Genomic DNA, 21,630 nt, shown 5'->3' with positions numbered 1-21,630 from the left:
TTGCCCAAGTCATAAGACCGGTAGTAGGATTAATACTTCCAGCGGCAGGATTGCTCAGGGTCCAGTTGAATCCAGTGCTGTTGGTAGCTGTGGTCGCAAAAGCTGTGGTTGTTGTTCCGTTGGTCAGCTGGCAGGTAGGAGGAGTGCCTGTAATGGCAGTAGGTGTTCCGACGGTTGGGGTAACGGTGATAGTTCCTGTTACAGTTTCCCCAGCACAGCTTCCCCCACTTGCACTCACAATATATGTTCCTGTTGCAGTTGGGATTCCTGAAATGGTAATGCTTGCAGTACCTAATCCTGAAACAGAAAGTCCCGATGGGAGATTTGATACACTCAGAGTACCTCCTGTATCTACATTAAAAATTATGTCAACAATTGGGTCTCCGCTGCATATATCTGGTTGATCCTTAGGACCAGTTCCTGACCCAAGGGATATTGTACAAGCCAAAACCTCTTCAACCTTTAAATTTTCCTTTTCTAATATTTCTATTTTAGCAGGAGGAATAGGTTCAACTTCCAATTCTTTTGAAGCCTCAAAAAGTCTGGAAATAGGTTTTAAGGAAGATATGTCAAATTTGAGGCTTTTGGCATAGAAATTCCAGCTGACAAAAATCAGAATTCCAAAAAATAACACCCTAAGTAAATTCCCCCTCATAAGCATAATTCAGTAACCGAAATGCTTTTTAAATAGCTAAAAACGCACTTTAAATTTACGTAATATTCCTTAGTATCGGTTATAAATGCGTTCTTTTTTAATCTCATCTATTTGATAATCAATACTTGTTTTTAGGAATTATATAATTGCATTACAATCATTATTCCAATGCCTAATTAATTCTTGTTTATACATTTTTATGTATTGTTTAACAAGAGCTTTATTCGCTTACATTTTTTTGAATTAGAAATGCATTTAAACTTCCTTCAAAAAGATTATTTCACAAAACGCCTAATTAGGACTTCAAATCTAATTTTTTTTCATTCAAAAACAAATAAACTATTGAATGCTAGTTGGTTGAAAAAAAAGAAAACCGGACCAATGCTGACCCGGTTTCCTGTTGATATAAGCTAAGGATTACCCATTCATGCTGATCAAAAACTCAGCATTGTCACGGGTGCCTTTCATTCGCTGAAGCAAGAATTCCATAGATTCCTGAGCAGTCATGTCGCTCATTAGTTTTCTCAGGATCCATACGCGCTGCATTTCTTCCTTGTCCATCAATAGATCTTCTCTACGTGTTCCGGAGCTAAGCACATCGATAGATGGGTAGATTCTTCGGTTGGCCAGCTTTCTGTCCAAAGCCAATTCCATGTTACCGGTACCCTTGAATTCTTCAAAGATTACCTCGTCCATTTTTGAACCTGTTTCTACCAAGGCGGTGGCGATAATGGTCAATGAACCTCCGTTTTCTACATTTCTGGCTGCGCCAAAGAAACGCTTAGGCTTGTGCAAGGCATTGGCATCCACACCACCGGAAAGGATTTTTCCTGAGCTAGGTACCACCGTATTATGTGCTCTGGCAAGACGGGTGATGGAATCCAAGAGGATGACCACATCATGTCCTACTTCCACCATTCGCTTGGCTTTTTCCAAAACAATGTTTGCAACCTTTACATGTCGCTCAGCCTGCTCGTCAAAAGTGGAGGAAATAACCTCTGCTCTTACCGAACGAGCCATGTCTGTGACTTCTTCCGGACGCTCGTCGATCAACAAGATCATCAAATGAACTTCTGGATGGTTTTGAGTGATGGCATTGGCGATCTGCTGCAAAAGAACTGTTTTACCAGTTTTTGGCTGAGCTACGATCATACCTCGCTGTCCTTTACCGATAGGAGCAAATAAGTCCAAAATACGGGTAGAGTAGCCATCAGGCTTGGTGCTCAGGTTTAATCTTTCCTCAGGGAAAAGTGGAGTCAAGTATTCGAAAGGAACCCGGTCACGAATTTCATCCGTGGTCTTGCCGTTACAAGTGGCAATCTTTAACAAGGCAAAATACTTTTCACCTTCTTTTGGAGGTCGGATAGACCCCTTGATATGGTCTCCGGTTTTTAAACCGAAAAGTTTGATTTGGCTAGGAGAAACATAAATATCATCCGGAGAAGCCAGGTAATTGTAATCCAAGGATCTGAGGAAGCCGTAGCCTTCCTGCATGATTTCCAATACACCTTCGTTTTCGATTACTCCGTCAAATTCTCTAGGAGATACAAAAGGTTTCTTTCTGGCTGATCCCTGAAGAGTCTCTGCTGAAGGCATTAGCACTTCATCTTGAGATTTGAAGTTTCTTCTTTTTGGGAGATCAACTTCCTGTTCAGGCTTTTGGCCTTCTGAAGTTGATTCAGGAGCGGAAGCTTTTTCTTCGGAATTTTCGCTGGAAACGTTTGCTTCCACATTTACTTCCTCGAATACTCTTCTTCTAGGTCTGAAATTCTTTGGCTCTTCAGTTGAAGCTTCGGCTTCTTCTTTTTTAGCAGGAGCAGCTTCTTTTGGCTCTAGGCGCTCAGGTCTGGCAGGTCTTTCAGGCCTTTCGTTACGTTCAGCCTTTTCAGGACGCTCTACCTTTTCAGGGCGAGGTCTTTCAGGTCTTTCAGTTTTTGCCTCCGGTTCTGATGCTTCCTTAGGCAATTCTGTTACGTTTTGTCTTTTGAATTTAGGCTTGTACTCGGGTTCTGGAGTAGCTGCCGCTGCTTCGGACGAAGGAACTTCTGGTTTTTTTTCGGCTTCAACTGCCTGAGTTTCTACGATTGAGGGCTTTTTCTTGGGAAGGGCCTGCTCTGGGGTGATCGCTTGCTGGTCTAGAATTGCGTAGACGAGTTCGTCTTTTTTGAGTGATTTGAAGTTTTTGACTCCTAGCTCTTCAGCAATTTCCTTCAGTTCAGATAAAAGCCTGATTCTGAGTTCTTCTATGTTGTACATAAAGAGGGTATGAAATAAATAAAATCTTGATAGATGCGGTATTTGAGATCGTGGATGATTTTCTGAGCAAAAAAGGTCTGCAGGAAAAGCTCAAGTCAAAGTGGGCTGACTTGTTCATACACGGTGATGGCACAATAATAATCCATGCCAATCGATTTAACAAATTTTTTGATTTCTCTTGGCAATATTTTTTCCTCAGAAAATCAACTGTCTAAGGATGGGAAGGGATTTTAGAGGGCTTGGATTGTCCAAATGCTCGCTGTAATAATCCACCAAGAAATCGAGAAATCTTTTTCTAAGGCTTCCTCTTACTTGGGCTGCTGAATGATAACCTTCCTCTAAAAGCTGAGAAATGTAGCTTTCCAGTTCCTTGGTTTCCTCGGGGGAGAAAGGCTGATTTTTGGATTCTATTAGAAACATGGAAGCTTCTTCAGGTCCGAATCCCAGGTATTTGGCTTTTTCCAAAAGGAAGACAATAGGGAAGTGGGTAAGGTTGAGATTTTCCTGATCCAAAATTTGAATGCTTTCTTCCAGAAAATCAAAAAGAAACTCGTTTTGGTAGTTTTCGAAAATACTCCTGCTGATGACCTCTGTCATAAACAGAGCCACGGAAGTTCTGGAAAAGTCGAAGGGGATATGCTTTTGGGGAAAGGTGAGTTTGGCTTCGGAAATTCTCTGCAGTCCAGAATTTTCCTTGTCATATACCACCAAATCTAAAAGAGTTAAAGGCTGATAAAAGGCCATTTTACTCCCTTTTCCCTGCGTGCGAACTCCGTTGACCAGGTATGATTTTAGACCGAGTTCGCGTGTGAAAATTTTGACAATAATGCTGGTCTCCTTGTATTTGAGGCTGCTCAGTACGATCCCTGCCGTCTTTTTGATCATGACCGGATCTATTTTTTATCTTCCAGAAAGCATTTTCTGCATCTGGCCTCGTAGGCTTCCTTTTCTCCCAATACCACCTTGTCCATACTGGATGAAAGTCTAAGAGAAAAAGCTGCTAAGCTCCCACACTTCATGCAAATCGCATGGACTTTGGTTACGTATTCTGCCATAGCCATCAGTTGAGGCATGGGTTCAAAGGGCTTTCCTTCAAAGTCCATATCCAGACCAGCAAGAATTACCCGTTTGCCTTGGTTGGCTAATTTTTGGACTACATTGATCAGGTCCAAATCAAAAAACTGAGCTTCATCAATTCCTACCACATCGCAGTCTCCTGCTAATAATAGAATGTCACCTGCAAACTGGACTGGAGTGGATCGGATACTATTTTCGTTATGAGAGACCACATCATGTTCGTGGTATCTTTTGTCAATTGAGGGTTTAAAAATTTCCACTTTGAGTCTGGCGATTCTTGCCCGGTTTAGCCGACGGATAAGTTCCTCAGTTTTCCCGGAAAACATCGATCCGCAGATCACTTCGATCTGGCCTTTTTTGTCGCTGGACTTATTGGTATTTGGTGATGGTTCGACAAACATGGACTATTCCGTGTATTGAAGATGTGGAAATTTATTGATTTCGGCCACCCTAATCAGGATTTCTCCTTCAAGAATTTGGGTTTGGCAAGTTAGTCTTTCATTGGGCTTTAGCCTATTTTGACTCCTGTAAAAAAGCTCTCTCTCCGTCAATTCATTTAATTGAGCCTCCTGTTTTACCAGAATCATTTTGCATGTGGTACAGCGACCTTTTTTCCCACAAGCATGCATCCAATCGATGCCATTTTCATGAATTAATTCAATAACTTTACGATCAGTGCTTTCCGAATCAATGATGAAATTTCCCAGGTTTTGTATGATTATTCGGGGCATTTTTACGTTTGATTTTGAAAACCAGACCCACTTATGACAGTTCAAATTAACAGCAATTATTTAGAAAATTATTCCAAAGAGTACGCTCAGCTTGTCTGCGAACGTTTTTTTTCATCTCGGCAGTTTATTACCGGTCAGGATATCATTCAGTTGACCAATAGCAATCAGGTCAATTTTTTTATCATCAAAAGACTGTTTGAAAAGTGGCAGGAGGAATTGACCAAGCTAAAAAGCAATCCTTTCTTCGATTACAGGGACATTGCGGTTCATGAGGCTTTGACCCAGTTTATGAATGTGCTTTCCCGAAGGATCAAGGCGGAAAGAGCGCATTTTGAGCCATTAGTTCAGGAAGCTGTAAAATTGGCGATCAAGCTAGCTTGTCAGCCGGTTGAATTTTATCAGGACGAAATCAGAAAAGCTCCAGCTGGAAAAATCAATGAATACCTCAAGGAGAATAAGAAATATTACAAGTGGCATGATAAAGCAGTCACTTTTCTCATCGATAAAGCTGGCTTTGGACAAGACAGAGAGGCGTATTTGAAAGCAATTTCAGCTAACTATCAGGTCATCAAGGATAGTTTAGAATCAGTGAATCTTTTGCTTGCTACCTTGGGTGATGTAAAGGCTTTCGACCTTGACCAATACATAACTGGTGGATCAGGAACTCAAGCCAGCCCTGTGGTAGAGGAAAATAAAGTAACTGAGGCATCTTTTTTCGAAAGTGTGGAGGAGGAAACTGTTGAAGTCTCAGCGCCAGAGCCTCAGGTAGTTCCTGAAGTGAGAGCAGAAAGACCAGCGCCTGCTCCACCAGCTATGGGTAATGGAAGATTGGATGCAGGAAAGTTGAAGGCTCACTTCTCTGCGGAGTCTTATAAAGGAATGAAAGGGATTTTGGGAGAGCTTTCTGAGAGTTTGGCCTTGAATCAGCGATTTATGTTTACCAAAGAGTTGTTTGATGGAAATGCTGATTTGTTAAAGCATGCTTTGAAAACGATAGATGAATCCGGATCTTTTGATTCGGCTGTGGACTTGATCAATACCCGCTATGTTGCTGAATTGGATTGGGATACCAACTCTGAAGCGGTGAGAGAATTTCTCCAATTGGTCTACCGAAAATTTGCCGATTAAGTTTAATGTGATAGAAATTAAGAAGGAGGGTCGAAAGCCCTCCTTTTTTTAACTCAATCTGCCAAGCTGGGTGGCTCTAGAGGAATCCATTTTTATGAAAACGAAGAGCAAAATAGTAAATGACCAAAGAGAAGATCCACCATAGCTAAAGAAGGGGAGGGGAATCCCAACTACGGGAAACAATCCTATGGTCATGGCAATATTGATCATGAAATGGAAAAGCAATATCGAGACCACGCAATACCCATAGATTCTCGAGAATCTGTTTTTTTGTCTTTCTGCCATCACGACCAGTCTATAAAGTAGACCAGTAAATAAGCCGATCACAATTAGGCTTCCTATCCAACCGAATTCTTCTCCCAGAGTGCAAAAGATAAAATCGGTATGCTGCTCGGGTACAAAGTCAAATTTGGTCTGAGTTCCTTCCAAGTATCCTTTTCCAAGTAAGCCTCCCGAACCGATGGCAATTTTAGATTGGGTCACATTCCATCCCACACCCAATGGATCAATATTGGGATTAAAGAGAACCATGATTCGGTTTTGCTGATGAGGAGGGAGTTTGGCAACTACATAATCCAAGGAATAGATATAAGCAATCAATCCTAATCCAATAAGGGAGAAAACTACTGTCCTTTGCCAAGTTCTTCTTCCCAAGGAAACTAAAATGGCAACGACTACTACAATTGCCCCTACCAAATAAAGATTGTTTTCGATACCTAGTCCTAAAAGAGTGACGGCTACCAATCCAAAGCCTAACACGAAATACCATTGAGGTAATCCCTCACGATAAAACATCAAAAGCATGGAAAAATAAACCATTGCAGTACCAGTATCTGGCTGAAGTAGAATCAATCCCACTGGAATCAGCAAAATGGTAAAAGCTATGATTTGGTAGTTCTTTTTGGATAGGTCAAAGGTTGGCCTTTCCATCACCTTTGCCAGAGCTAGCGCGGTCGTCAGCTTGGCAAACTCCCCTGGCTGGATTCGAAATGAGCCAAAGCCAACGGAAAGGACTTGACCATTGACTTCCTTACCTAAGAAAGGAGTGACAATCAAAATCCCGATGAAAAGGATGTAAATCGGTAGGGCTAGATTTTCAAAAAAGCGGTAATCCGCCACCATGATCAAAGTGATCAAGGCAATCGAAATACCTATTCTGACTAGCTGCTGGCCGGAATTGATGGATAGGTCCCAAATTTCCTTGGGATATTGGCTATCGAATACCGCCGCATAGATATTGATCCAGCCTATAAAGACTAAGGCAAAGTAGATCAAGACTGCAATCCAGTCGACTCGATTAATTTGAATATCCGCCTCTCTCATCAATAAATAAAGTTTCCGGCGATTACGTATTCTTCCAAAGCAGGTCTAGTGATTTCCCCTCTGAGATATTTTTCAATCATTAGAGAAGCCGTACTTGCTGCTGCTCGGCCACCCCATCCTGCATTTTCCACATAGACTGCGATTGCAATTTTAGGATCTTCTTTTGGGGCAAAAGCAATAAAAACGGAATGGTCTTCCCCATGTGGGTTTTGGGCTGTTCCCGTTTTTCCTGCTATGGTGATGTCTTTTAATACTGCTCGAGCTGCTGTTCCATAAATCGCCTCTGCCATGGCATCCTGAATCAAATCGAAATGAATCGGATCGATTCCAACTTCTCGTTTGATTTGATATTTGCCAGGGATCAAGGTCGGATCTCCGTCGACTTCCTTGATCAGGTGAGGAATGTAATAGTATCCTTTATTGGCAAAAATGGCAGCAAGATTCGCCATTTGAAGTGGAGTAACGAGCATTTCACCTTGACCAATGGAAAGAGAATAGATGGTGGAATACTTCCAATGTCCTTCTCCATAGACCCGATCATATAACTTACTGGAAGGAATGGAACCTCCTTTTTCATTAGTCATATCCACTCCTAATGGCCCACCAAGACCAAATTTCAAAACTCTTTCTCTCCAGGCATTCAATCCAATTTCAGTATCCTTGAAGGTATTCGTGGAGACCTCCTGATTGATAATCATTCTGTATGCCTGATGGAAATATGGATTGCATGAATTTCGGATCGCCCCAAAAAGGTTTACAGGGCTTGGGTGATTGTGGCAAGCGACCAGAGATTTGTTACAGGCAAAGGTTGTGTTTGGTGTTAATATCCCTTCCTGAAGTCCGATTAAGCTTTGGACAATTTTAAAGATCGAACCCGGAGGGTAGGTGGCCATGATAGGTCGATTGAACAAAGGCTTCTGAATGTCCTTATTCAAAAGGGTATAGTTCTTACTAAATTCGGCTCCTGTAAGCTCATTGGGGTCATAAAAAGGAGCAGAGATCATGGCAAGGATTTCACCTGTTTTAGGTTCGATGGCCACGACAGATCCTTTTTTTCCAGCCATTAGCATTTCTCCATAAAGCTGAAGATCCATGTCAATGGTGGAAGTGATGTTTTTTCCAGCTACTGAGGCAGTATCGTATTCTCCATCTTTAAATGGCCCTTTATCCACTCCACGGACATTGACCATCTTGTACTTCACACCCTTTTTACCTCGGAGTTCATTTTCATAATAGCGCTCCAAACCGCTCAATCCTACATAATCTCCTTGGCTATAGTATTTTGTAGTATCACGTTCCAATTGAGGACCGCTGATTTCTCCTATATATCCCAAAGCATGTGCAGCGGTGGATTTGGGATAAGATCGCACGGCACGGGTCATAATAAATAGACCGGGATAATCGATCAGGAAATCCTGAATTCTGGCAAACTCCTTATTGGAGATTTGCTTGATTAAAGGAGAGGGTTTGACAGAGGAATATTTCCTAGCTGCGGTGAGGGTTTCCACAAGCTGTTCTTTCGGGATTCTGAAAAGCTCACAAAATCTTGTAGTATCCTGAATTTTCAATTCTTTGGGTACGACCATCAAATCAAAAATCGGATTGTTGTAGACTAGGAGTTGACCCTTACGATCATAAATCAATCCTCTGTATGGGTGGTCGACGATTCGTTGGATAGCGTTCCGTTCAGCTCTTTGAGTAAAGCTGTCATCGACGACTTGGATCATAAATAGCCTGACAAGCAGCACCACACTCACCAAGGAAATGAAGATGAGGATGATTACCGGTCTTTGTTCATTCATCAGATTCCCCTCCTACGCTTGAAAAACAGTAGTTGTACAAGTATAGCCAAAAGACAGGTCAATGTCGAGGAAAAAAAGCTTTTATTCAGCACAGAAAAAAAGCTTCCGAATCCCCAATGGTCTATACTGAAAAATACGATCGAGAATGCAAATACCAAGGGAAATGCATAGCTCAAAAACCAGCCAGTTCCCATTTCGCTTAGGGTAGGATATTGCATATCGTCGTAGCCTCCAGTAGGACTGACAGCTTTCAGCCAGATCGGTCTAGCAAAAGCCATGAAAGTAGCCGCAGCAGTATGCATACCGATAGTTTCATAAAAAACATCAATTACCAATCCCATTCCAAAAGCTATCAAGAGCAAAGGAATGGTCCGAAGATTTAAGGGTAAAATCAAAAGCCCCAAAAGGTATAGGAAGGCAAAAGCTTGTCCGAAAAGGGCCAGATTTTTCAGAAAGAAAATCTGAACCAAAACCAGCAGGATTAGCCGAAGGGTAAATAGGATCAGATTTCTAAAATTCATTGGTTACTTCCGACTGTTGTTGAAGAGAATCCACTTCCAGATACTGGGTGTTTTCTACCAAATAGACATATTTTATCTTACTGAAATCAGTTTTCAATTTCAGGCGAATTTTCAAATAGTTTGGATCTTCAGTGTCTGGATTTACCTCTGAGATGATTCCGATAATAATGCCTTCCGGAAAGACGGAATTAAATCCTGAGGTGACCACGGTATCTCCTGGCTGAGTTTTGATATGCCTAGGCACATATAAAAGGTTTGCCTCGGAAGCATCTCTTCCATCCCACTGCACTGAAGCAATGTCATTGGTGGATTTGATTTTTGAAGAAACCAATAAGCCGGTATTCAAAAGAGAGAATGCTACGGAGTAGTTTTTGGAAACTGACTTTACTCTTCCTACCACTCCTTCAGAATTGAAAACCCCCATTCCTGGTTTTACTCCATCATTAGCACCCTTATTTAAGGTGATGTAATTTTGAGAATAGCGTAAAGAATTGGCAATGACTCTTGCTCCTCTGAATTGATAAGAAACTTCCAACAAGGAATCCAATTCCAAATAGGCACTATCTGCAGGCTGGGTATAAGCAAACAGGGTGCTGAGGATTTTTGCATTTTCCTCTGTCAGTTCTTCATTAGCTTCGGCCAATGAAAAAAACTGAACCAAATCGGCTTGTTTTTTCAGGACAGATGCAATGACTGCATTGGAACTGTTGAAGAAAGCTGCACCCTGTGGGGAATTGTTAGTGACAATCAACCAGCCTGCCACTACTTCCAAAAAAACAAATAAAATAAATGCCCTTATTCTATAAAGGAACTGTAGGATGCGTAGCATTCAATACTTAGGTCATCAAAACGGTTCGGAAGTTTTGGATATTTTTCAAGGCAGTACCTGTACCTCTTACCACGGCGCGAAGTGGATCTTCAGCAATGTGAATAGGAAGCTTGGTTTTTTGATGCAAGCGCTTGTCAAGTCCTTTAAGCAATGCACCACCACCTGTCAAATGGATTCCATTATCATAAATATCGGCAGAAAGTTCCGGTGGAGCAATTTCCAAAGCTTTAAGTACAGCTTCTTCAATCTTGGAAACAGACTTATCCAGTGCAAAAGCAATCTCAGAATAAGAGACCTTGATGACTTTTGGAATGCCTGTCATCAGATCGCGTCCTCGAATTTCATAATCCTCCGGAGCTTCGTCCAATTCAGTTAAAGCAGAACCGATGGCGATTTTTACTTTTTCTGCAGATCGCTCACCGATCAATAAGTTGTGCTGGCGTCTCATGTAATCCAGGATGTCCTTAGTAAAGGTGTCTCCGGCTACACGGATGGATTGATCAGCTACAATGCCTGAAAGAGCGATCAAAGCAATTTCTGTAGTACCCCCTCCAATATCTACGATCATAGAGCCCATTGGCTTTTCGATGTCGATGCCAATACCGATAGCTGCAGCAATTGGTTCGTAAATCATGTATACTTCTTTAGCCCCGGCATGTTCGGCAGAATCTCGTACCGCTCTTTTCTCCACTTCAGTGATCCCGGAAGGAATACAGATTACCATGCGATGAGACTGAGGAAACATTCCTTTTTTCTGCCCAGGGATCATTTTGATCAAACCACGGATCATCTGCTCTGCAGCATAGAAATCTGCGATTACCCCATCCTTCAAAGGACGGATGGTCTTAATGTTCTCGTGGGTTTTCTCGTGCATATTCATCGCCTCTCTTCCCACAGCCAAAACCCTATTATTGGTTTTGTCGATGGCAATTATCGAGGGTTCATCCACAACGATTTTATCCTTATGGATAATCAGGGTGTTAGCAGTACCCAAATCGATGGCTATATCGCTAGAGAAAAAATCAAATAATCCCATTTTTACTTTTTGATTGGCTTTTTACTTGGAGTTTGGTGTTTAAGATAGTACCTGAGTACCACTTTTAAACGCGGGTCGGCAAAATTATTATCTTAAATTGATAAAACTCAGGGAAAGAGTATTTTTTTGTTCATTAAGGTCAAATGATTTGAAATTCTTGACCTTTCACAAAAAACGCTTCATTTCAAGAAAATTTCATTGGCTCAATACTTTATTAATATAGGGCACTTTGCTTTTCGGTATTCTTTATATTATTTTTGCACCGTATTCGAAAGTTTCTGGAGGGGACAACAAGTCCCCTCTTTCATTATTCTGACCTATGACCGGATTAAAACAGGCAATTGAGGAATTGGTGGAGAAGCATCTTCCTGATGAGTCACACTTTTTGGTTGAAGTCAAAATGGAGGATAAGGCGGGCAAAACCCGTCTCTTGATTTTGATAGATGCCGATCAAGGCGTGACCATAGACTCATGCGCTTTAGTTAGCCGGGCTGTGTCGGAGGAATTGGAAGGAAATGAAATGATCGATCAGGCCTATTTGTTGGAGGTGTCTTCACCTGGTTTGGATTATCCATTGAGCAGCAAAAGACAATACCAAAAAAATATAGGTCGTGATCTGAAGGTGTTTCTGAATACAGGTGCTGAACTCTCCGGGAAATTGCTGGAGATTCAAGATGCAGCAGTGAAGCTTTTGGTCAAGAAAAAAGAAAAAGGAAAAAAAGCGACCGAAGAAGAACTGCTGATCCCAATCGAAGAAATTAAGAAATCAATCGTACAAGTATCTTTTAAATAACTCCAATGGATGCCAAAATCTTAATAGAATCCTTCGCAGAATTTGCAAGATCTAAAAATGTGGATCGACCTACAATGATCCGTATTCTTGAAGATGTGTTCCGCGCTATGATCCGTAAGAAGTTTGAGACTGATGAAAACTTCGACGTGACGATCAATGCCGACAAGGGTGATTTGGAAATTTTCCGCATCCGGGAGATCGTTGACGACAACTCTGAGGATATCTGGGACTTTGATAAAATCAGTCTTACCGAAGCCCGTAAAATCGAACCTGATTTTGAAATCGGCGAAGAGGTTTACGAGCAAATTGAATTGGAAGAATTCGGAAGAAGAGCCGTACAGATGGCTCGTCAGACTTTGATCCAAAAAATCAAAGACCTTGAAAAGGATATCCTTTATAACAAATACGAAGAGCAGGTTGGAGAAATCATCTCTGCTGAAGTTTACCAAATTCTCGGAAGAGAAATTCTATTAATTGACGGAGAAGGAAATGAGCTTATCCTTCCAAAAGGTGAGCAGATTCCTAAGGACCGCTTTAGAAAAGGAGATACTGTAAAAGCTATCGTTCATCGAGTAGATATGATGAACGGAAATCCAAAGGTTATCCTTTCCAGAACTTCTCCTGTTTTCTTGGAGAGACTATTCGAAAATGAGGTTCCTGAAGTTTATGATGGATTGATTACCATCATCAAAATTGTAAGAGAGCCAGGAGAAAGAGCTAAAGTGGCAGTAGAGTCTTATGATGATCGAATTGATCCAGTAGGTGCTTGCGTTGGGATGAAAGGATCTAGAATTCATGCGATCGTAAGAGAGCTTCAAAACGAGAATATCGATGTTATTAATTACACCGATAATTTGGATCTCTATGTTTCCAGAGCGTTGAGCCCGGCTAAGGTTTCTTCAATTTCCATCAATCCTGATACCAAGAGAATTTCTGTCTTCTTAAAGCCAGATCAAGTTTCCTTGGCTATCGGTAAGGGTGGTCATAACATCAAATTGGCTAGCCGATTGGTAGGTTATGAAATTGATGTATTCCGTGAATTGAATGAATACGAGGAGGAAGATGTGGATTTGGCAGAATTTTCAGACGAAATTGATGAGTGGATCATCGATGAGTTGAAAAAGACAGGACTTGACACTGCGAAAAGTGTTTTGGCCTTGACCAAAGAAGATTTGACCCGTAGAACTGAATTGGAGGAAGAGACAATCGATGAGATTTTCCGAATCCTCAAAACAGAATTTGAACAATAAAAAGGGGTTTCCCCTTAGATTACCCTAATTTTACTTAAGATTTCGAAAGAGGTTTTTGCTTATGTCAGAAGAAAAAATGATGCGATTAGGCCAAATAGCCAGAAAACTCAACGTGGGTACAAATACCATCGTTGAATCTCTGGCTAAAAAAGGCTTTGAAGTGGAGAATAATCCGAATTCCAAAATTAACATGGAGCAGGTGGCCATGCTGGAAAAGGAATTCAAATCTTCTGCGCTTGAAAAAGAAGAGGCTTCCCACCTTTCTATTGGGAAGCGGCATGAGCCGATTTCGATCGAACCTGAAGTAGATCGGGTAGAAAAAGCTCCTGAGCCGGCTCCGGTTCCAGAACAAAAAGCTGAACCTGCGCCTACCCCTGCGCCAGCTCCAACCCCTGCACCTGCCCCAACTCCAGAGCCAGAGAAAGTTGTTTCTGAGGCTCCTAAATTGGAAGGGATTAAGATTTTGGGCAAAATAGATCTGGAAAAGAAGGCTCCAACGCCTCCTCCAGCTCCAGCTCCAACCCCTAAACCTGCTCAGCCTGTTCAACAAAGACCGCAAGAGCAAAGAGGTCCTAAGCCTCAGCCACAGGCTCAGAAGCCTGCACATGCCGAGCCTAGAAAAGAGCATCCAAAACCAGCTGAAGCGCCGAAGGTTGCTAAAGTTGAGCCTAAGGTTGAACCGAAGGAAGACCAATTAATTTCTGCAAAAGCAGATTCTTTGAAAGGGTTGACAGTATTGGGTAAAATTGAATTACCAGTTGACCGATCTAAGAAAAAAGGTGGCCCTGTAGCTTCTTCAGACGAAAGAAATCGAGATAAGAAAAGACCTCGAAAGAGAATTGATAAACCTGGAACTCCAGGTGGACAGGGTGGAAATAGGCCACAAGATGCCAGAGGCCCTAGACCTGCTCAAGGACAAAAAGGTGGAAAAGGTGGAGGAAATCAGCCTCAACAAAGAAACCAAAAGGCAGAACCTACCCAAAAAGAAATTCAAGATCAGATTAAGCAGACTTTAGCCAGACTTCAGGGAAATAAGCCAGGAGGAAAGACAAAGTCTAGAAGAGATAAGCGAGCTGACCGTGATCGGGAAGTAGAAACCGAGGGTGAAGAAAGCAAAATCTTGAAGGTAACGGAATTTATTTCCGCTAACGACCTTGCAGCCTTGATGGACGTAACGGTCAATCAGATCATTTCTACCTGTATGTCTTTGGGAATGTTCGTTTCCATCAACCAAAGACTTGATGCTGAAGCGATTACCATTATTGCGGATGAATTCGGATATGACGTTGAATTCACCAAATCCATCGAAGATGAAATCGTGGAAGAAGTGCAGGATAGCGAGGAAGATTTGGTAGAGCGTGCTCCGATCGTAACGATCATGGGACATGTTGACCACGGTAAGACCTCCTTGCTTGACTATATCAGAATGTCCAAAGTAACTGCGGAAGAAGCAGGGGGAATTACCCAGCACATTGGTGCGTATGATGTAATGACCAAAACAGGACATAAAATTGCATTCTTGGATACTCCGGGTCACGAAGCCTTTACCGCGATGCGTGCCCGTGGTGCGAAAATCACTGACGTTGCGATCATCGTGATCGCTGCTGACGATAGCATCATGCCTCAAACCAAAGAAGCGATCAATCACGCTCAGGTAGCGGGTGTTCCGATGATTTTTGCCATCAACAAAGTGGATAAGCCAAATGCCCGTCCGGAAAAAATAAAAGAGGAATTGGCAAATATGAACCTTCTTGTGGAAGAGTGGGGTGGTAAATACCAATCCCAGGACATCTCTGCAAAAACAGGTCAGGGCGTAGATGAATTGTTGGAAAAAGTATTGTTGGAGGCTGAAATTCTAGAATTGAAGGCCAATCCAGATAAAAACGCAGTAGGTACTGTAATTGAAGCTTCACTTGATAAAGGTCGAGGATATGTCGCTACAATTATGATCCAGGCTGGAACTTTAAAAATTGGAGATGTAATGCTTGCTGGTCAGCATTATGGTCGCGTAAAAGCGATGTTTGACCACAAAGGAAAGAAGCTTAAAGAAGCGGGTCCTTCTACTCCAGTGTTGATGCTGGGTCTAAGTGGAGCTCCACAAGCGGGGGATACCATTAAGGTTTACGATACTGAAAGAGAAGCCAGAGAAATTGCTAACTCCAGAGAGCAAATCCAAAGAGAGCAAAGTCTTCGAACCAAGAAGCATATTACGCTTGATGAAATTGGTAGACGATTGGCTATTGGTAGCTTCAAAGAATTGAACATCATCATCAAAGGTGACGTGGATGGATCAGTAGAAGCACTTTCTGATTCCTTGTTGAAACTTTCCAAGGATGAAGTTAAGGTGAGCATTATTCATAAAGGTGTGGGTCAGATTTCTGAATCCGATGTACTTCTTGCTTCAGCTTCGGATGCTATCATCATTGGATTCCAGGTTAGACCTTCTACTAATGCCAAGAAATTGGCTGAGCAAGAGGAGATCGAAATCCGTCACTACTCCATTATCTACGATGCGATCAACCAGATTAAAGATGCGATCGAAGGTATGTTGGAGCCGGAATTCGAGGAAGTTATCACCGGAAATATTCAGGTTCGAGAGGTCTTCAAAATTTCCAAAGTGGGAACGGTTGCAGGTTCTTATGTTACTGATGGATTTATTACCAGAAAGAACAAGATCAGAATCATTCGAGATGGTATTGTAATTCACGAAGGCGAAATCGATCAGTTGAAGCGATTCAAGGACGATGTAGCTGAAGTGAAGGCTGGATACGAGTGCGGTATTTCTATCAAAAACTTCAATAACATCCAAGTGGATGACACTATTGAAGGATATGAAATGAAGGAAATAAAAAGAAAGAAATAATCTTCAACTGAGGATTTGACAAAAAGGGAGCATTATTAAGCTCCCTTTTTTAGTTTTATAGCTATATGAAAGCGATTGAGCTGATCTTTTTAGGAACTACCATTCTTTCTGGAATTTTTATCCTTTTGGGGCTGATCAAGCCTGTTTTGGTTCTCTGGTTTTTAGATCGGTTCAATAGATTGAAAGTTTTAAAGATTTATGGTTTGGTATTTTTCGGTAGTTTGATTCTTTGGTGGTTGACTACTTTATTCGCCTAAATGCTAAAATAAAATTCTGAGAATCTAGATTTTTATGAATGAATCTTGTGTTTAAAAATATTTCTCCACTCAATTTTTTCTTTTCCGAAAAATTCAACCAGATTTCGTTTTAAAATTATCCTCGATTGAGAAAGGCTGTCGCCATATTGCTTCTTTTTTGTTTTGCCATTTATCACTTTGGCTATTACGCTTTTTATTTCTCAGCGAATTATTCCTTAGAAAATAGCTGGAAGGATCAAATCTATGGAGACGATTTAGCGGGATTGGAAGAAAGGTTGATGGAAATTCCACTTGCAGCACCTTACATGGCCAATCAAGAGGAGTTTCAAGCTACTAATACTCGCTTTGAGAAAGATGGAAAGTATTTCCGTGCCATTAAGCAACGCTACCAAAATGACACCCTTCAGGTTATTTATGTTCCTGATACCGCAAGGAGAGTTCTAGAATCCTCCGTCAAGCAATGGATTTCTTCGATTGTAACAGATGAGCTTCCTCAAGACCAAGGGGGTAAAATCTCTCTAAAATTATTTGCCAAAGACTATCTGGAATCCGATATGTTCAAGTTTGAGACTTCGGATAGAAGTAGTTATGAAATACAGATTGGGTTTATTTTTTCAACTTACATGAGTCCTTATTTCACGATTGACGGCCCCCCTCCACAGTTTTCTTAAACTTTTCACCTTCTAAGCTCCCAGCGGGAGACGTGATAGGTACACTTAATTTCACTTAAGCAGGGGGAAAATAGGGTCCTCCTGCTTTAGGTTTTTCTCTGTTCTACCTTTTCTAGATCACACATGAATTTCTTCTTGAAATGCCATTGGAGGCTTATATTGCCTTTTTTGGTGCTTCCTTTTTGGTCTGTTGCTCAGTCTCCAACGGATGAGCTACTTATGCCGACTAAGGAAATTTGCTTCTTGGCCAACTACGAATACGGCCGATTTAATGAATACTGGGAGGGAACTTCCCTTCGCACGAATGCTACCATAGCCACAGTCAAAAGGAACACAGCCATGTTAATGGCCGCCTATGGAATCACCGATAAATTAAATGTCTATGTGGGATTGCCTTATGTCGCTACTCATTCGACTAAACCCAATGGAGGAAAATTTGCTGGAGCCTTAGGCATCCAAGACATTTCATTTGGTTTGAAATACCGGTTTTTCCAAAAAGAAACCGAGAAGTCAGAGTTAAGCGCTTTTGCCTCGCTCAACTTTTCTGCTCCCGCCTCCAACTACCTTTCCGATTACCAGCCTTATTCCTTGGGATTGGGTGCACCCCAGCTGGCCTGGAGAGGGATTGTCAATTACAAACTTCAATCGGGGGTCTATTTCCGTGCTGTGGGTGGATATCTCTGGAAAGGGTATACCAAAGCAGAAAGGGAGTATTACTACAATAATGGCAGCTATTTCACACCTTGGATGGATGTTCCAAATTCTTGGAATTATGAAGTTGTATTGGGGAAATGGTTTCTCAATAACTCCTTAAGGACCGAGGTGAAGTTTGGATCTCAGCACTCGACCTCAGGTGACGATATCCGATTGTACAACGCTCCCCAACCAACCAACAAGGTCAATGCAAGCCGAGTAGGAGCTTTTGCCCATTACTATTTTCCAAAAATTAAAGGTTTCGGAGTCCTTGGCTATTGGGATCAAATAATAAATGGAAGAAACGCCCCCAAGATGACCAGTATCGGTGTAGGTGTCACCTACCAATTCGGATTAATCCACTAATTCAGACCTCACGATGAAAAAAATATATTCACTTATAGCCTTGTGCACTTTGGTATTTGTCTTTGCCTGCAACAAGGACCTTCCCACTGAACTTGAATTTTCCAGCTATGAGTTTAATTCAAATGATCCTCAGGGTGGAAACTGGAAGCCTATCCTTATATCAGCAGGATCGGATTTAAAAATTCCTGTTCCGACTGCAACTAATTCGCCTGCTTACCAAGCTGAATTGGCTAAAACCAAATCAGCTATTCAAGGAATGACGGCTGGTCAGCGGAAAACTCTAGTCTACTGGACCAACAATCCTGTCGTTCGCTGGAATGAAATCGCTCTTGAGTTGATTGCTAAATACAATTTGATTCCTGGTCCAAATGCTGATGGGACTTACCCAGTTCCTAATCCCGCTGATCCTCAAGGACCACCTGCTTTTCCTTTTGCACATCCTCCTTATGCCAGCAGAGCCTTGGCTTACTTGTCCGTGGCTCATTTTGATGGGCTAATATCCGCATGGCATTATAAATTTCTCTACAATCGCGCACCTGCTTACCAAGTTGACCCCAGTATTCCTTTTGCTTACCATGATCAGAATATTCCAGCCTATCCTTCTGATGGAGCAGTGGTTGCTGCGGCTTCGAGAAAAATTCTGACCGCAATGTTCCCTTTGGAAGCAGCATATCTGGAAAGGAGAGAAAAAGAACATTTGGAAAGCCTTCTTCTTTCCGGTGAATTCGTACCGAGCGACTTGGATGCAGGAGTGTCTATCGGTGAGGAGATTGCAGCTTTGGCTTTAAAGAGGGCTTCCACAGATGGGATGAAAAATGCCCAAACCAACCAGGTAGTCGGTGATTCGATTGCCAATGAGGCGTTCAAACGTTTTGGCTGGAAATGGATCAATCAGGAATCTCCCCAAAGACCAGTTGGCTTGACTCCTCTTTTTGGAAAAGTGAAAATGTGGAATGTTCCGAACGTGGAAGCTACCCGCCCACCAATGCCTCCGAAACCAGGCACACCTGAATTTGAAGCTGATGTAAAGCTTTTAAAAGAGTATGCTGCCAACTCCACTGCGGAACGAAGAAGGATCACCAACTTTTGGCAAGATGGATTGGGGACTTATACCCCTCCAGGGCATTGGAATGATTTCGCAGCACGGTTTATAGTCAAGTATCGTCTAAATACACTTCGGGCTGCCCGCACTTTTGCCTACCTGAACATGGCTATGATGGACGGCGGGATCAGTTGCTGGGACGCTAAGTATTATTACCATTATCCTAGGCCGATCCAATTGATTCCCGGATTTGAGACGATTGCTGGCACACCAAACTTTCCGGCATATACCTCCGGACATTCAGTATTTTCAGCCGCGGGTTCAGAGATTCTGGCCTATATTTTCCCAGAAGAAGCCAAGCTTGTTCGCGGATGGGCAGAGGAGGCCGCCATTTCAAGAGTATATGGAGGAATTCACTGGTCTTTTGATGCTATAGCAGGAACACAGCAGGGACGAAATGTAGCCCAATACACTTTAGAAAAAGCTAGGGTTGATGGAGCAGGACGATAAATCTCGGGTTTAGCTAGTGTTTTCTTTACCGATAAAGTGAGGTCAAAGAGCCTTTGCAGGTTCTTTGGCCTCAGCTTTTAAACTTTTGAAGGCAAGGAAAATCAAGGAAATAGCTAATACAAATAAGAGTGCCGCAATCAGAGCTAGCACATATCCTTTTTCCTGATAATTTTTCCAGGCAAAAAGCCCTAAGGAAGCCAGAGTGACCGTAAACATGAAAAACATTGGTATGGTCACAAAAGTAGCCGGGATATTTTTCTTGATCAGCCAAACAGCGATAGTCAAAAGGGCCAAAGCTGCTAAAAGCTGATTTGCTGAACCGAAAATCGGCCAAAGGGTAGAAAATTCCCCGGAAAGAAGTAGCAAAATCGATAAAATCACCACAATAAAAGTGGAGATATATCTGTTTTTGGCTAAAACCTGAGCCGCAGGCTGAGGCATATCTTCAAAATATTCCTGAAGGGTAAATCGGGCCAATCGGGTACAGGTATCCAAAGTCGTCAAAGCAAAAGCCGAGACAGTCAGGGCGACAAAGCCAATGGCAAATGGTTCAGAAACTCCTAGGGAAGCAATCATTCCCCCAAGTCCAGTAGAAAATAAGGAAACTGGACCCTCAGAAGTTAACCTTTCCATGTACTCAGTTCTGGAAAGTACTACGACTGCGCCAACTGAAATAATGGCCAAGAAGGATTCAATCAACATTCCTCCAAAACCTACAATTTTCGCATCGCTTTCTTTGTCCAATTGCTTTGAAGTGGTCCCCGAGGCTACTAAAGAGTGAAAACCGGAAATGGCTCCGCAGGCGATAGTCACAAATAAAACTGGGAAAACATACCCTAAGCTATCACTGGAAGCCTGGATTTGGGTACTCATTTCGATTTCTGGATTGGCTACAAAAACACCCACAACAGCAGCGATCATCATCCCATAAAGAAGATAGCTGTTTAAATAGTCTCGAGGTTGAAGCAACAAGGAAACTGGAGTAACCGATGCGACAAAAGCGTATCCCAAGAGTACCAAAATCCAAATGTTGTAATCCAAAACAAATGGAAGCTGAGTGCCAAGGTAGACGAAGTAATACATCAAAATGACTCCAACGATAGTCAATATCACAAATGAAAGCGTTTTGCTTCCTACAAGTCTATTGACATAGCCGAATGCCAAAGCCAATCCAATAAAAAATATAGATGCAGAAGCAACTCCAGGATTAGCCACGAAGGTTTTGGCAATGATATCTGAGAACACACCAATTACCAAGATCAGCGTAGAAAAGCTAAATAATACAAATAGTTGTTTTCCTTTTGCTCCAATTTGATTTCTGATGATTATCCCGATCGATTTGCCATCAGTTCTAAGCGAGGCAGCCATACTTCCCAAATCATGTACTGCCCCAAAAAAAATCCCCCCAACCAAAATCCAAATCACAGCCGGAATCCATCCAAAAGTTACAGCAATTATAGGCCCGACGATTGGTCCAGCTCCAGCAATGGAGGCAAAGTGATGGCCCAGGACCACTATTGGCTTACTAGGCTCATAATCTACTCCATCTCTCAGGAGGTGGGAAGGAGCTTTTCTGGAGTCATCCAATCCGAATTTTTTATAGACAAAACCTCCATAAAGCTTGTAGGCTGCAAATAAAATCACCGCCGAAATCAATAAAAGGATGGATAGACTCATGGTTATTTGGGAGAAATAGGGAATTACGAGATGAAAATGAGGTACTTATTTTCTTTTTCAAAATAAAATAAAAATCCCTGAGCTGAAAAGTGATTTTACCTGGCTGGTGAATTCTGATTAATCTAAGAGAAGAGGTGATTTAATTTTAAT

General features: G+C 42.0%; 18 protein-coding genes. 8 read left to right on the top strand and 10 right to left on the bottom strand.

Features of this window, described 5'->3' with window-relative positions; genetic code table 11:
- Nucleotides 1-1,072 precede the first annotated feature (1,072 nt).
- From rho to DFQ04_RS17255, 4 genes are all read right to left on the bottom strand, one after another.
- On the bottom strand, nucleotides 1,073-2,911 hold the full coding sequence (gene rho, locus DFQ04_RS17270; protein WP_133558187.1) for a transcription termination factor Rho: 1,839 nt from the start codon (nucleotides 2,909-2,911) through the stop codon (nucleotides 1,073-1,075).
- A 195-nt stretch (nucleotides 2,912-3,106) separates the two neighbouring features.
- Nucleotides 3,107-3,796, bottom strand: a complete 690-nt coding sequence (recO, locus tag DFQ04_RS17265; protein WP_133558185.1) for a DNA repair protein RecO — start codon at nucleotides 3,794-3,796, stop codon at nucleotides 3,107-3,109.
- Between the two features lie 8 nt (nucleotides 3,797-3,804).
- Nucleotides 3,805-4,389, bottom strand: a complete 585-nt coding sequence (locus tag DFQ04_RS17260; RefSeq protein WP_133558183.1) for a thymidine kinase — start codon at nucleotides 4,387-4,389, stop codon at nucleotides 3,805-3,807.
- Nucleotides 4,390-4,392: 3 nt separating this feature from the next.
- Nucleotides 4,393-4,719: a 2Fe-2S iron-sulfur cluster-binding protein gene (locus tag DFQ04_RS17255; RefSeq protein WP_133558181.1), complete on the bottom strand. Its 327-nt coding sequence runs from the start codon at nucleotides 4,717-4,719 to the stop codon at nucleotides 4,393-4,395.
- Between the two features lie 33 nt (nucleotides 4,720-4,752).
- Here DFQ04_RS17255 and DFQ04_RS17250 point away from each other — a divergent pair, with 33 nt between their 5' ends.
- Nucleotides 4,753-5,847 (top strand): hypothetical protein, encoded by a 1,095-nt coding sequence (locus DFQ04_RS17250; RefSeq protein ID WP_133558179.1) that lies wholly within the window; start codon nucleotides 4,753-4,755, stop codon nucleotides 5,845-5,847.
- Nucleotides 5,848-5,895: 48 nt separating this feature from the next.
- Here the strand turns inward: DFQ04_RS17250 and rodA are convergent, their stop codons facing one another.
- From rodA to DFQ04_RS17225, 5 genes are read right to left on the bottom strand one after another with little or no spacing between them, the layout of a single operon-like run.
- A complete protein-coding gene (rodA, locus tag DFQ04_RS17245; RefSeq protein WP_133558177.1) occupies nucleotides 5,896-7,170 on the bottom strand; it encodes a rod shape-determining protein RodA in 1,275 nt (424 codons plus the stop codon).
- The gene (gene mrdA, locus DFQ04_RS17240; protein WP_133558175.1) at nucleotides 7,170-8,972 is read right to left on the bottom strand and encodes a penicillin-binding protein 2; all 1,803 of its coding nucleotides are present in this window, start codon (nucleotides 8,970-8,972) and stop codon (nucleotides 7,170-7,172) included. Before mrdA ends, rodA begins: the two co-directional genes overlap by 1 nt.
- Nucleotides 8,972-9,493: a rod shape-determining protein MreD gene (locus DFQ04_RS17235; protein ID WP_133558173.1), complete on the bottom strand. Its 522-nt coding sequence runs from the start codon at nucleotides 9,491-9,493 to the stop codon at nucleotides 8,972-8,974. Before DFQ04_RS17235 ends, mrdA begins: the two co-directional genes overlap by 1 nt.
- Entirely contained in the window at nucleotides 9,483-10,322 is an 840-nt protein-coding gene (mreC, locus tag DFQ04_RS17230; RefSeq protein WP_133558171.1) for a rod shape-determining protein MreC, read from the bottom strand. The genes DFQ04_RS17235 and mreC overlap by 11 nt, the downstream gene beginning before the upstream one ends.
- Before the next feature lie 7 nt (nucleotides 10,323-10,329).
- Nucleotides 10,330-11,358 carry a rod shape-determining protein gene (locus DFQ04_RS17225; protein WP_067542855.1) on the bottom strand — a complete coding sequence of 343 codons (1,029 nt, stop codon included), beginning with the start codon at nucleotides 11,356-11,358 and terminating at the stop codon, nucleotides 10,330-10,332.
- Between the two features lie 319 nt (nucleotides 11,359-11,677).
- Here DFQ04_RS17225 and DFQ04_RS17220 point away from each other — a divergent pair, with 319 nt between their 5' ends.
- The 7 genes from DFQ04_RS17220 to DFQ04_RS17190 all read left to right on the top strand — a co-directional run bounded on the left by DFQ04_RS17220 (nucleotide 11,678) and on the right by DFQ04_RS17190 (nucleotide 19,803).
- Nucleotides 11,678-12,151 carry a ribosome maturation factor RimP gene (locus DFQ04_RS17220; RefSeq protein WP_133558169.1) on the top strand — a complete coding sequence of 158 codons (474 nt, stop codon included), beginning with the start codon at nucleotides 11,678-11,680 and terminating at the stop codon, nucleotides 12,149-12,151.
- 5 nt (nucleotides 12,152-12,156) lie between these two features.
- Nucleotides 12,157-13,401 carry a transcription termination factor NusA gene (nusA, locus tag DFQ04_RS17215; RefSeq protein ID WP_133558167.1) on the top strand — a complete coding sequence of 415 codons (1,245 nt, stop codon included), beginning with the start codon at nucleotides 12,157-12,159 and terminating at the stop codon, nucleotides 13,399-13,401.
- A 61-nt stretch (nucleotides 13,402-13,462) separates the two neighbouring features.
- Complete coding sequence (infB, locus tag DFQ04_RS17210; RefSeq protein ID WP_133558165.1) at nucleotides 13,463-16,264, top strand: translation initiation factor IF-2; 2,802 nt, start codon at nucleotides 13,463-13,465, stop codon at nucleotides 16,262-16,264.
- Between the two features lie 65 nt (nucleotides 16,265-16,329).
- The gene (locus tag DFQ04_RS17205; RefSeq protein WP_133558163.1) at nucleotides 16,330-16,521 is read left to right on the top strand and encodes a hypothetical protein; all 192 of its coding nucleotides are present in this window, start codon (nucleotides 16,330-16,332) and stop codon (nucleotides 16,519-16,521) included.
- A 125-nt stretch (nucleotides 16,522-16,646) separates the two neighbouring features.
- Complete coding sequence (locus DFQ04_RS17200) at nucleotides 16,647-17,192, top strand: hypothetical protein (RefSeq protein ID WP_133558161.1); 546 nt, start codon at nucleotides 16,647-16,649, stop codon at nucleotides 17,190-17,192.
- Nucleotides 17,193-17,315: 123 nt separating this feature from the next.
- Entirely contained in the window at nucleotides 17,316-18,251 is a 936-nt protein-coding gene (locus DFQ04_RS17195) for a transporter (RefSeq protein WP_133558159.1), read from the top strand.
- 13 nt (nucleotides 18,252-18,264) lie between these two features.
- Complete coding sequence (locus DFQ04_RS17190) at nucleotides 18,265-19,803, top strand: phosphatase PAP2 family protein (protein WP_133558157.1); 1,539 nt, start codon at nucleotides 18,265-18,267, stop codon at nucleotides 19,801-19,803.
- A 42-nt stretch (nucleotides 19,804-19,845) separates the two neighbouring features.
- Here the strand turns inward: DFQ04_RS17190 and DFQ04_RS17185 are convergent, their stop codons facing one another.
- The gene (locus tag DFQ04_RS17185) at nucleotides 19,846-21,480 is read right to left on the bottom strand and encodes a carbon starvation CstA family protein (RefSeq protein WP_133558155.1); all 1,635 of its coding nucleotides are present in this window, start codon (nucleotides 21,478-21,480) and stop codon (nucleotides 19,846-19,848) included.
- Nucleotides 21,481-21,630: the final 150 nt, after the last annotated feature.

The organism is Algoriphagus boseongensis (genome assembly GCF_004362805.1).
GTDB classification, from domain to species: Bacteria; Bacteroidota; Bacteroidia; order Cytophagales; family Cyclobacteriaceae; genus Algoriphagus; species Algoriphagus boseongensis.
This window is presented reverse-complemented; position numbering and strand designations above follow the sequence as displayed.

Excerpts from the sequence above, each read along its gene's own strand:
- DFQ04_RS17255 (WP_133558181.1), bottom strand. The coding sequence starts at position 4,719 with ATGCCCCGAATAATCATACAAAACCTGGGAAATTTCATCATTGATTCG.
- recO (WP_133558185.1), bottom strand. The coding sequence starts at position 3,796 with ATGATCAAAAAGACGGCAGGGATCGTACTGAGCAGCCTCAAATACAAG.
- mreC (WP_133558171.1), bottom strand. The coding sequence starts at position 10,322 with ATGCTACGCATCCTACAGTTCCTTTATAGAATAAGGGCATTTATTTTA.
- DFQ04_RS17185 (WP_133558155.1), bottom strand. The coding sequence starts at position 21,480 with ATGAGTCTATCCATCCTTTTATTGATTTCGGCGGTGATTTTATTTGCA.
- DFQ04_RS17205 (WP_133558163.1), top strand. The coding sequence starts at position 16,330 with ATGAAAGCGATTGAGCTGATCTTTTTAGGAACTACCATTCTTTCTGGA.
- rodA (WP_133558177.1), bottom strand. The coding sequence starts at position 7,170 with ATGAGAGAGGCGGATATTCAAATTAATCGAGTCGACTGGATTGCAGTC.
- DFQ04_RS17220 (WP_133558169.1), top strand. The coding sequence starts at position 11,678 with ATGACCGGATTAAAACAGGCAATTGAGGAATTGGTGGAGAAGCATCTT.
- DFQ04_RS17190 (WP_133558157.1), top strand. The coding sequence starts at position 18,265 with ATGAAAAAAATATATTCACTTATAGCCTTGTGCACTTTGGTATTTGTC.
- DFQ04_RS17260 (WP_133558183.1), bottom strand. The coding sequence starts at position 4,389 with ATGTTTGTCGAACCATCACCAAATACCAATAAGTCCAGCGACAAAAAA.
- infB (WP_133558165.1), top strand. The coding sequence starts at position 13,463 with ATGTCAGAAGAAAAAATGATGCGATTAGGCCAAATAGCCAGAAAACTC.
- mrdA (WP_133558175.1), bottom strand. The coding sequence starts at position 8,972 with ATGAATGAACAAAGACCGGTAATCATCCTCATCTTCATTTCCTTGGTG.
- DFQ04_RS17235 (WP_133558173.1), bottom strand. The coding sequence starts at position 9,493 with ATGAATTTTAGAAATCTGATCCTATTTACCCTTCGGCTAATCCTGCTG.
- DFQ04_RS17195 (WP_133558159.1), top strand. The coding sequence starts at position 17,316 with ATGAATTTCTTCTTGAAATGCCATTGGAGGCTTATATTGCCTTTTTTG.
- DFQ04_RS17225 (WP_067542855.1), bottom strand. The coding sequence starts at position 11,358 with ATGGGATTATTTGATTTTTTCTCTAGCGATATAGCCATCGATTTGGGT.
- DFQ04_RS17250 (WP_133558179.1), top strand. The coding sequence starts at position 4,753 with ATGACAGTTCAAATTAACAGCAATTATTTAGAAAATTATTCCAAAGAG.
- nusA (WP_133558167.1), top strand. The coding sequence starts at position 12,157 with ATGGATGCCAAAATCTTAATAGAATCCTTCGCAGAATTTGCAAGATCT.
- rho (WP_133558187.1), bottom strand. The coding sequence starts at position 2,911 with ATGTACAACATAGAAGAACTCAGAATCAGGCTTTTATCTGAACTGAAG.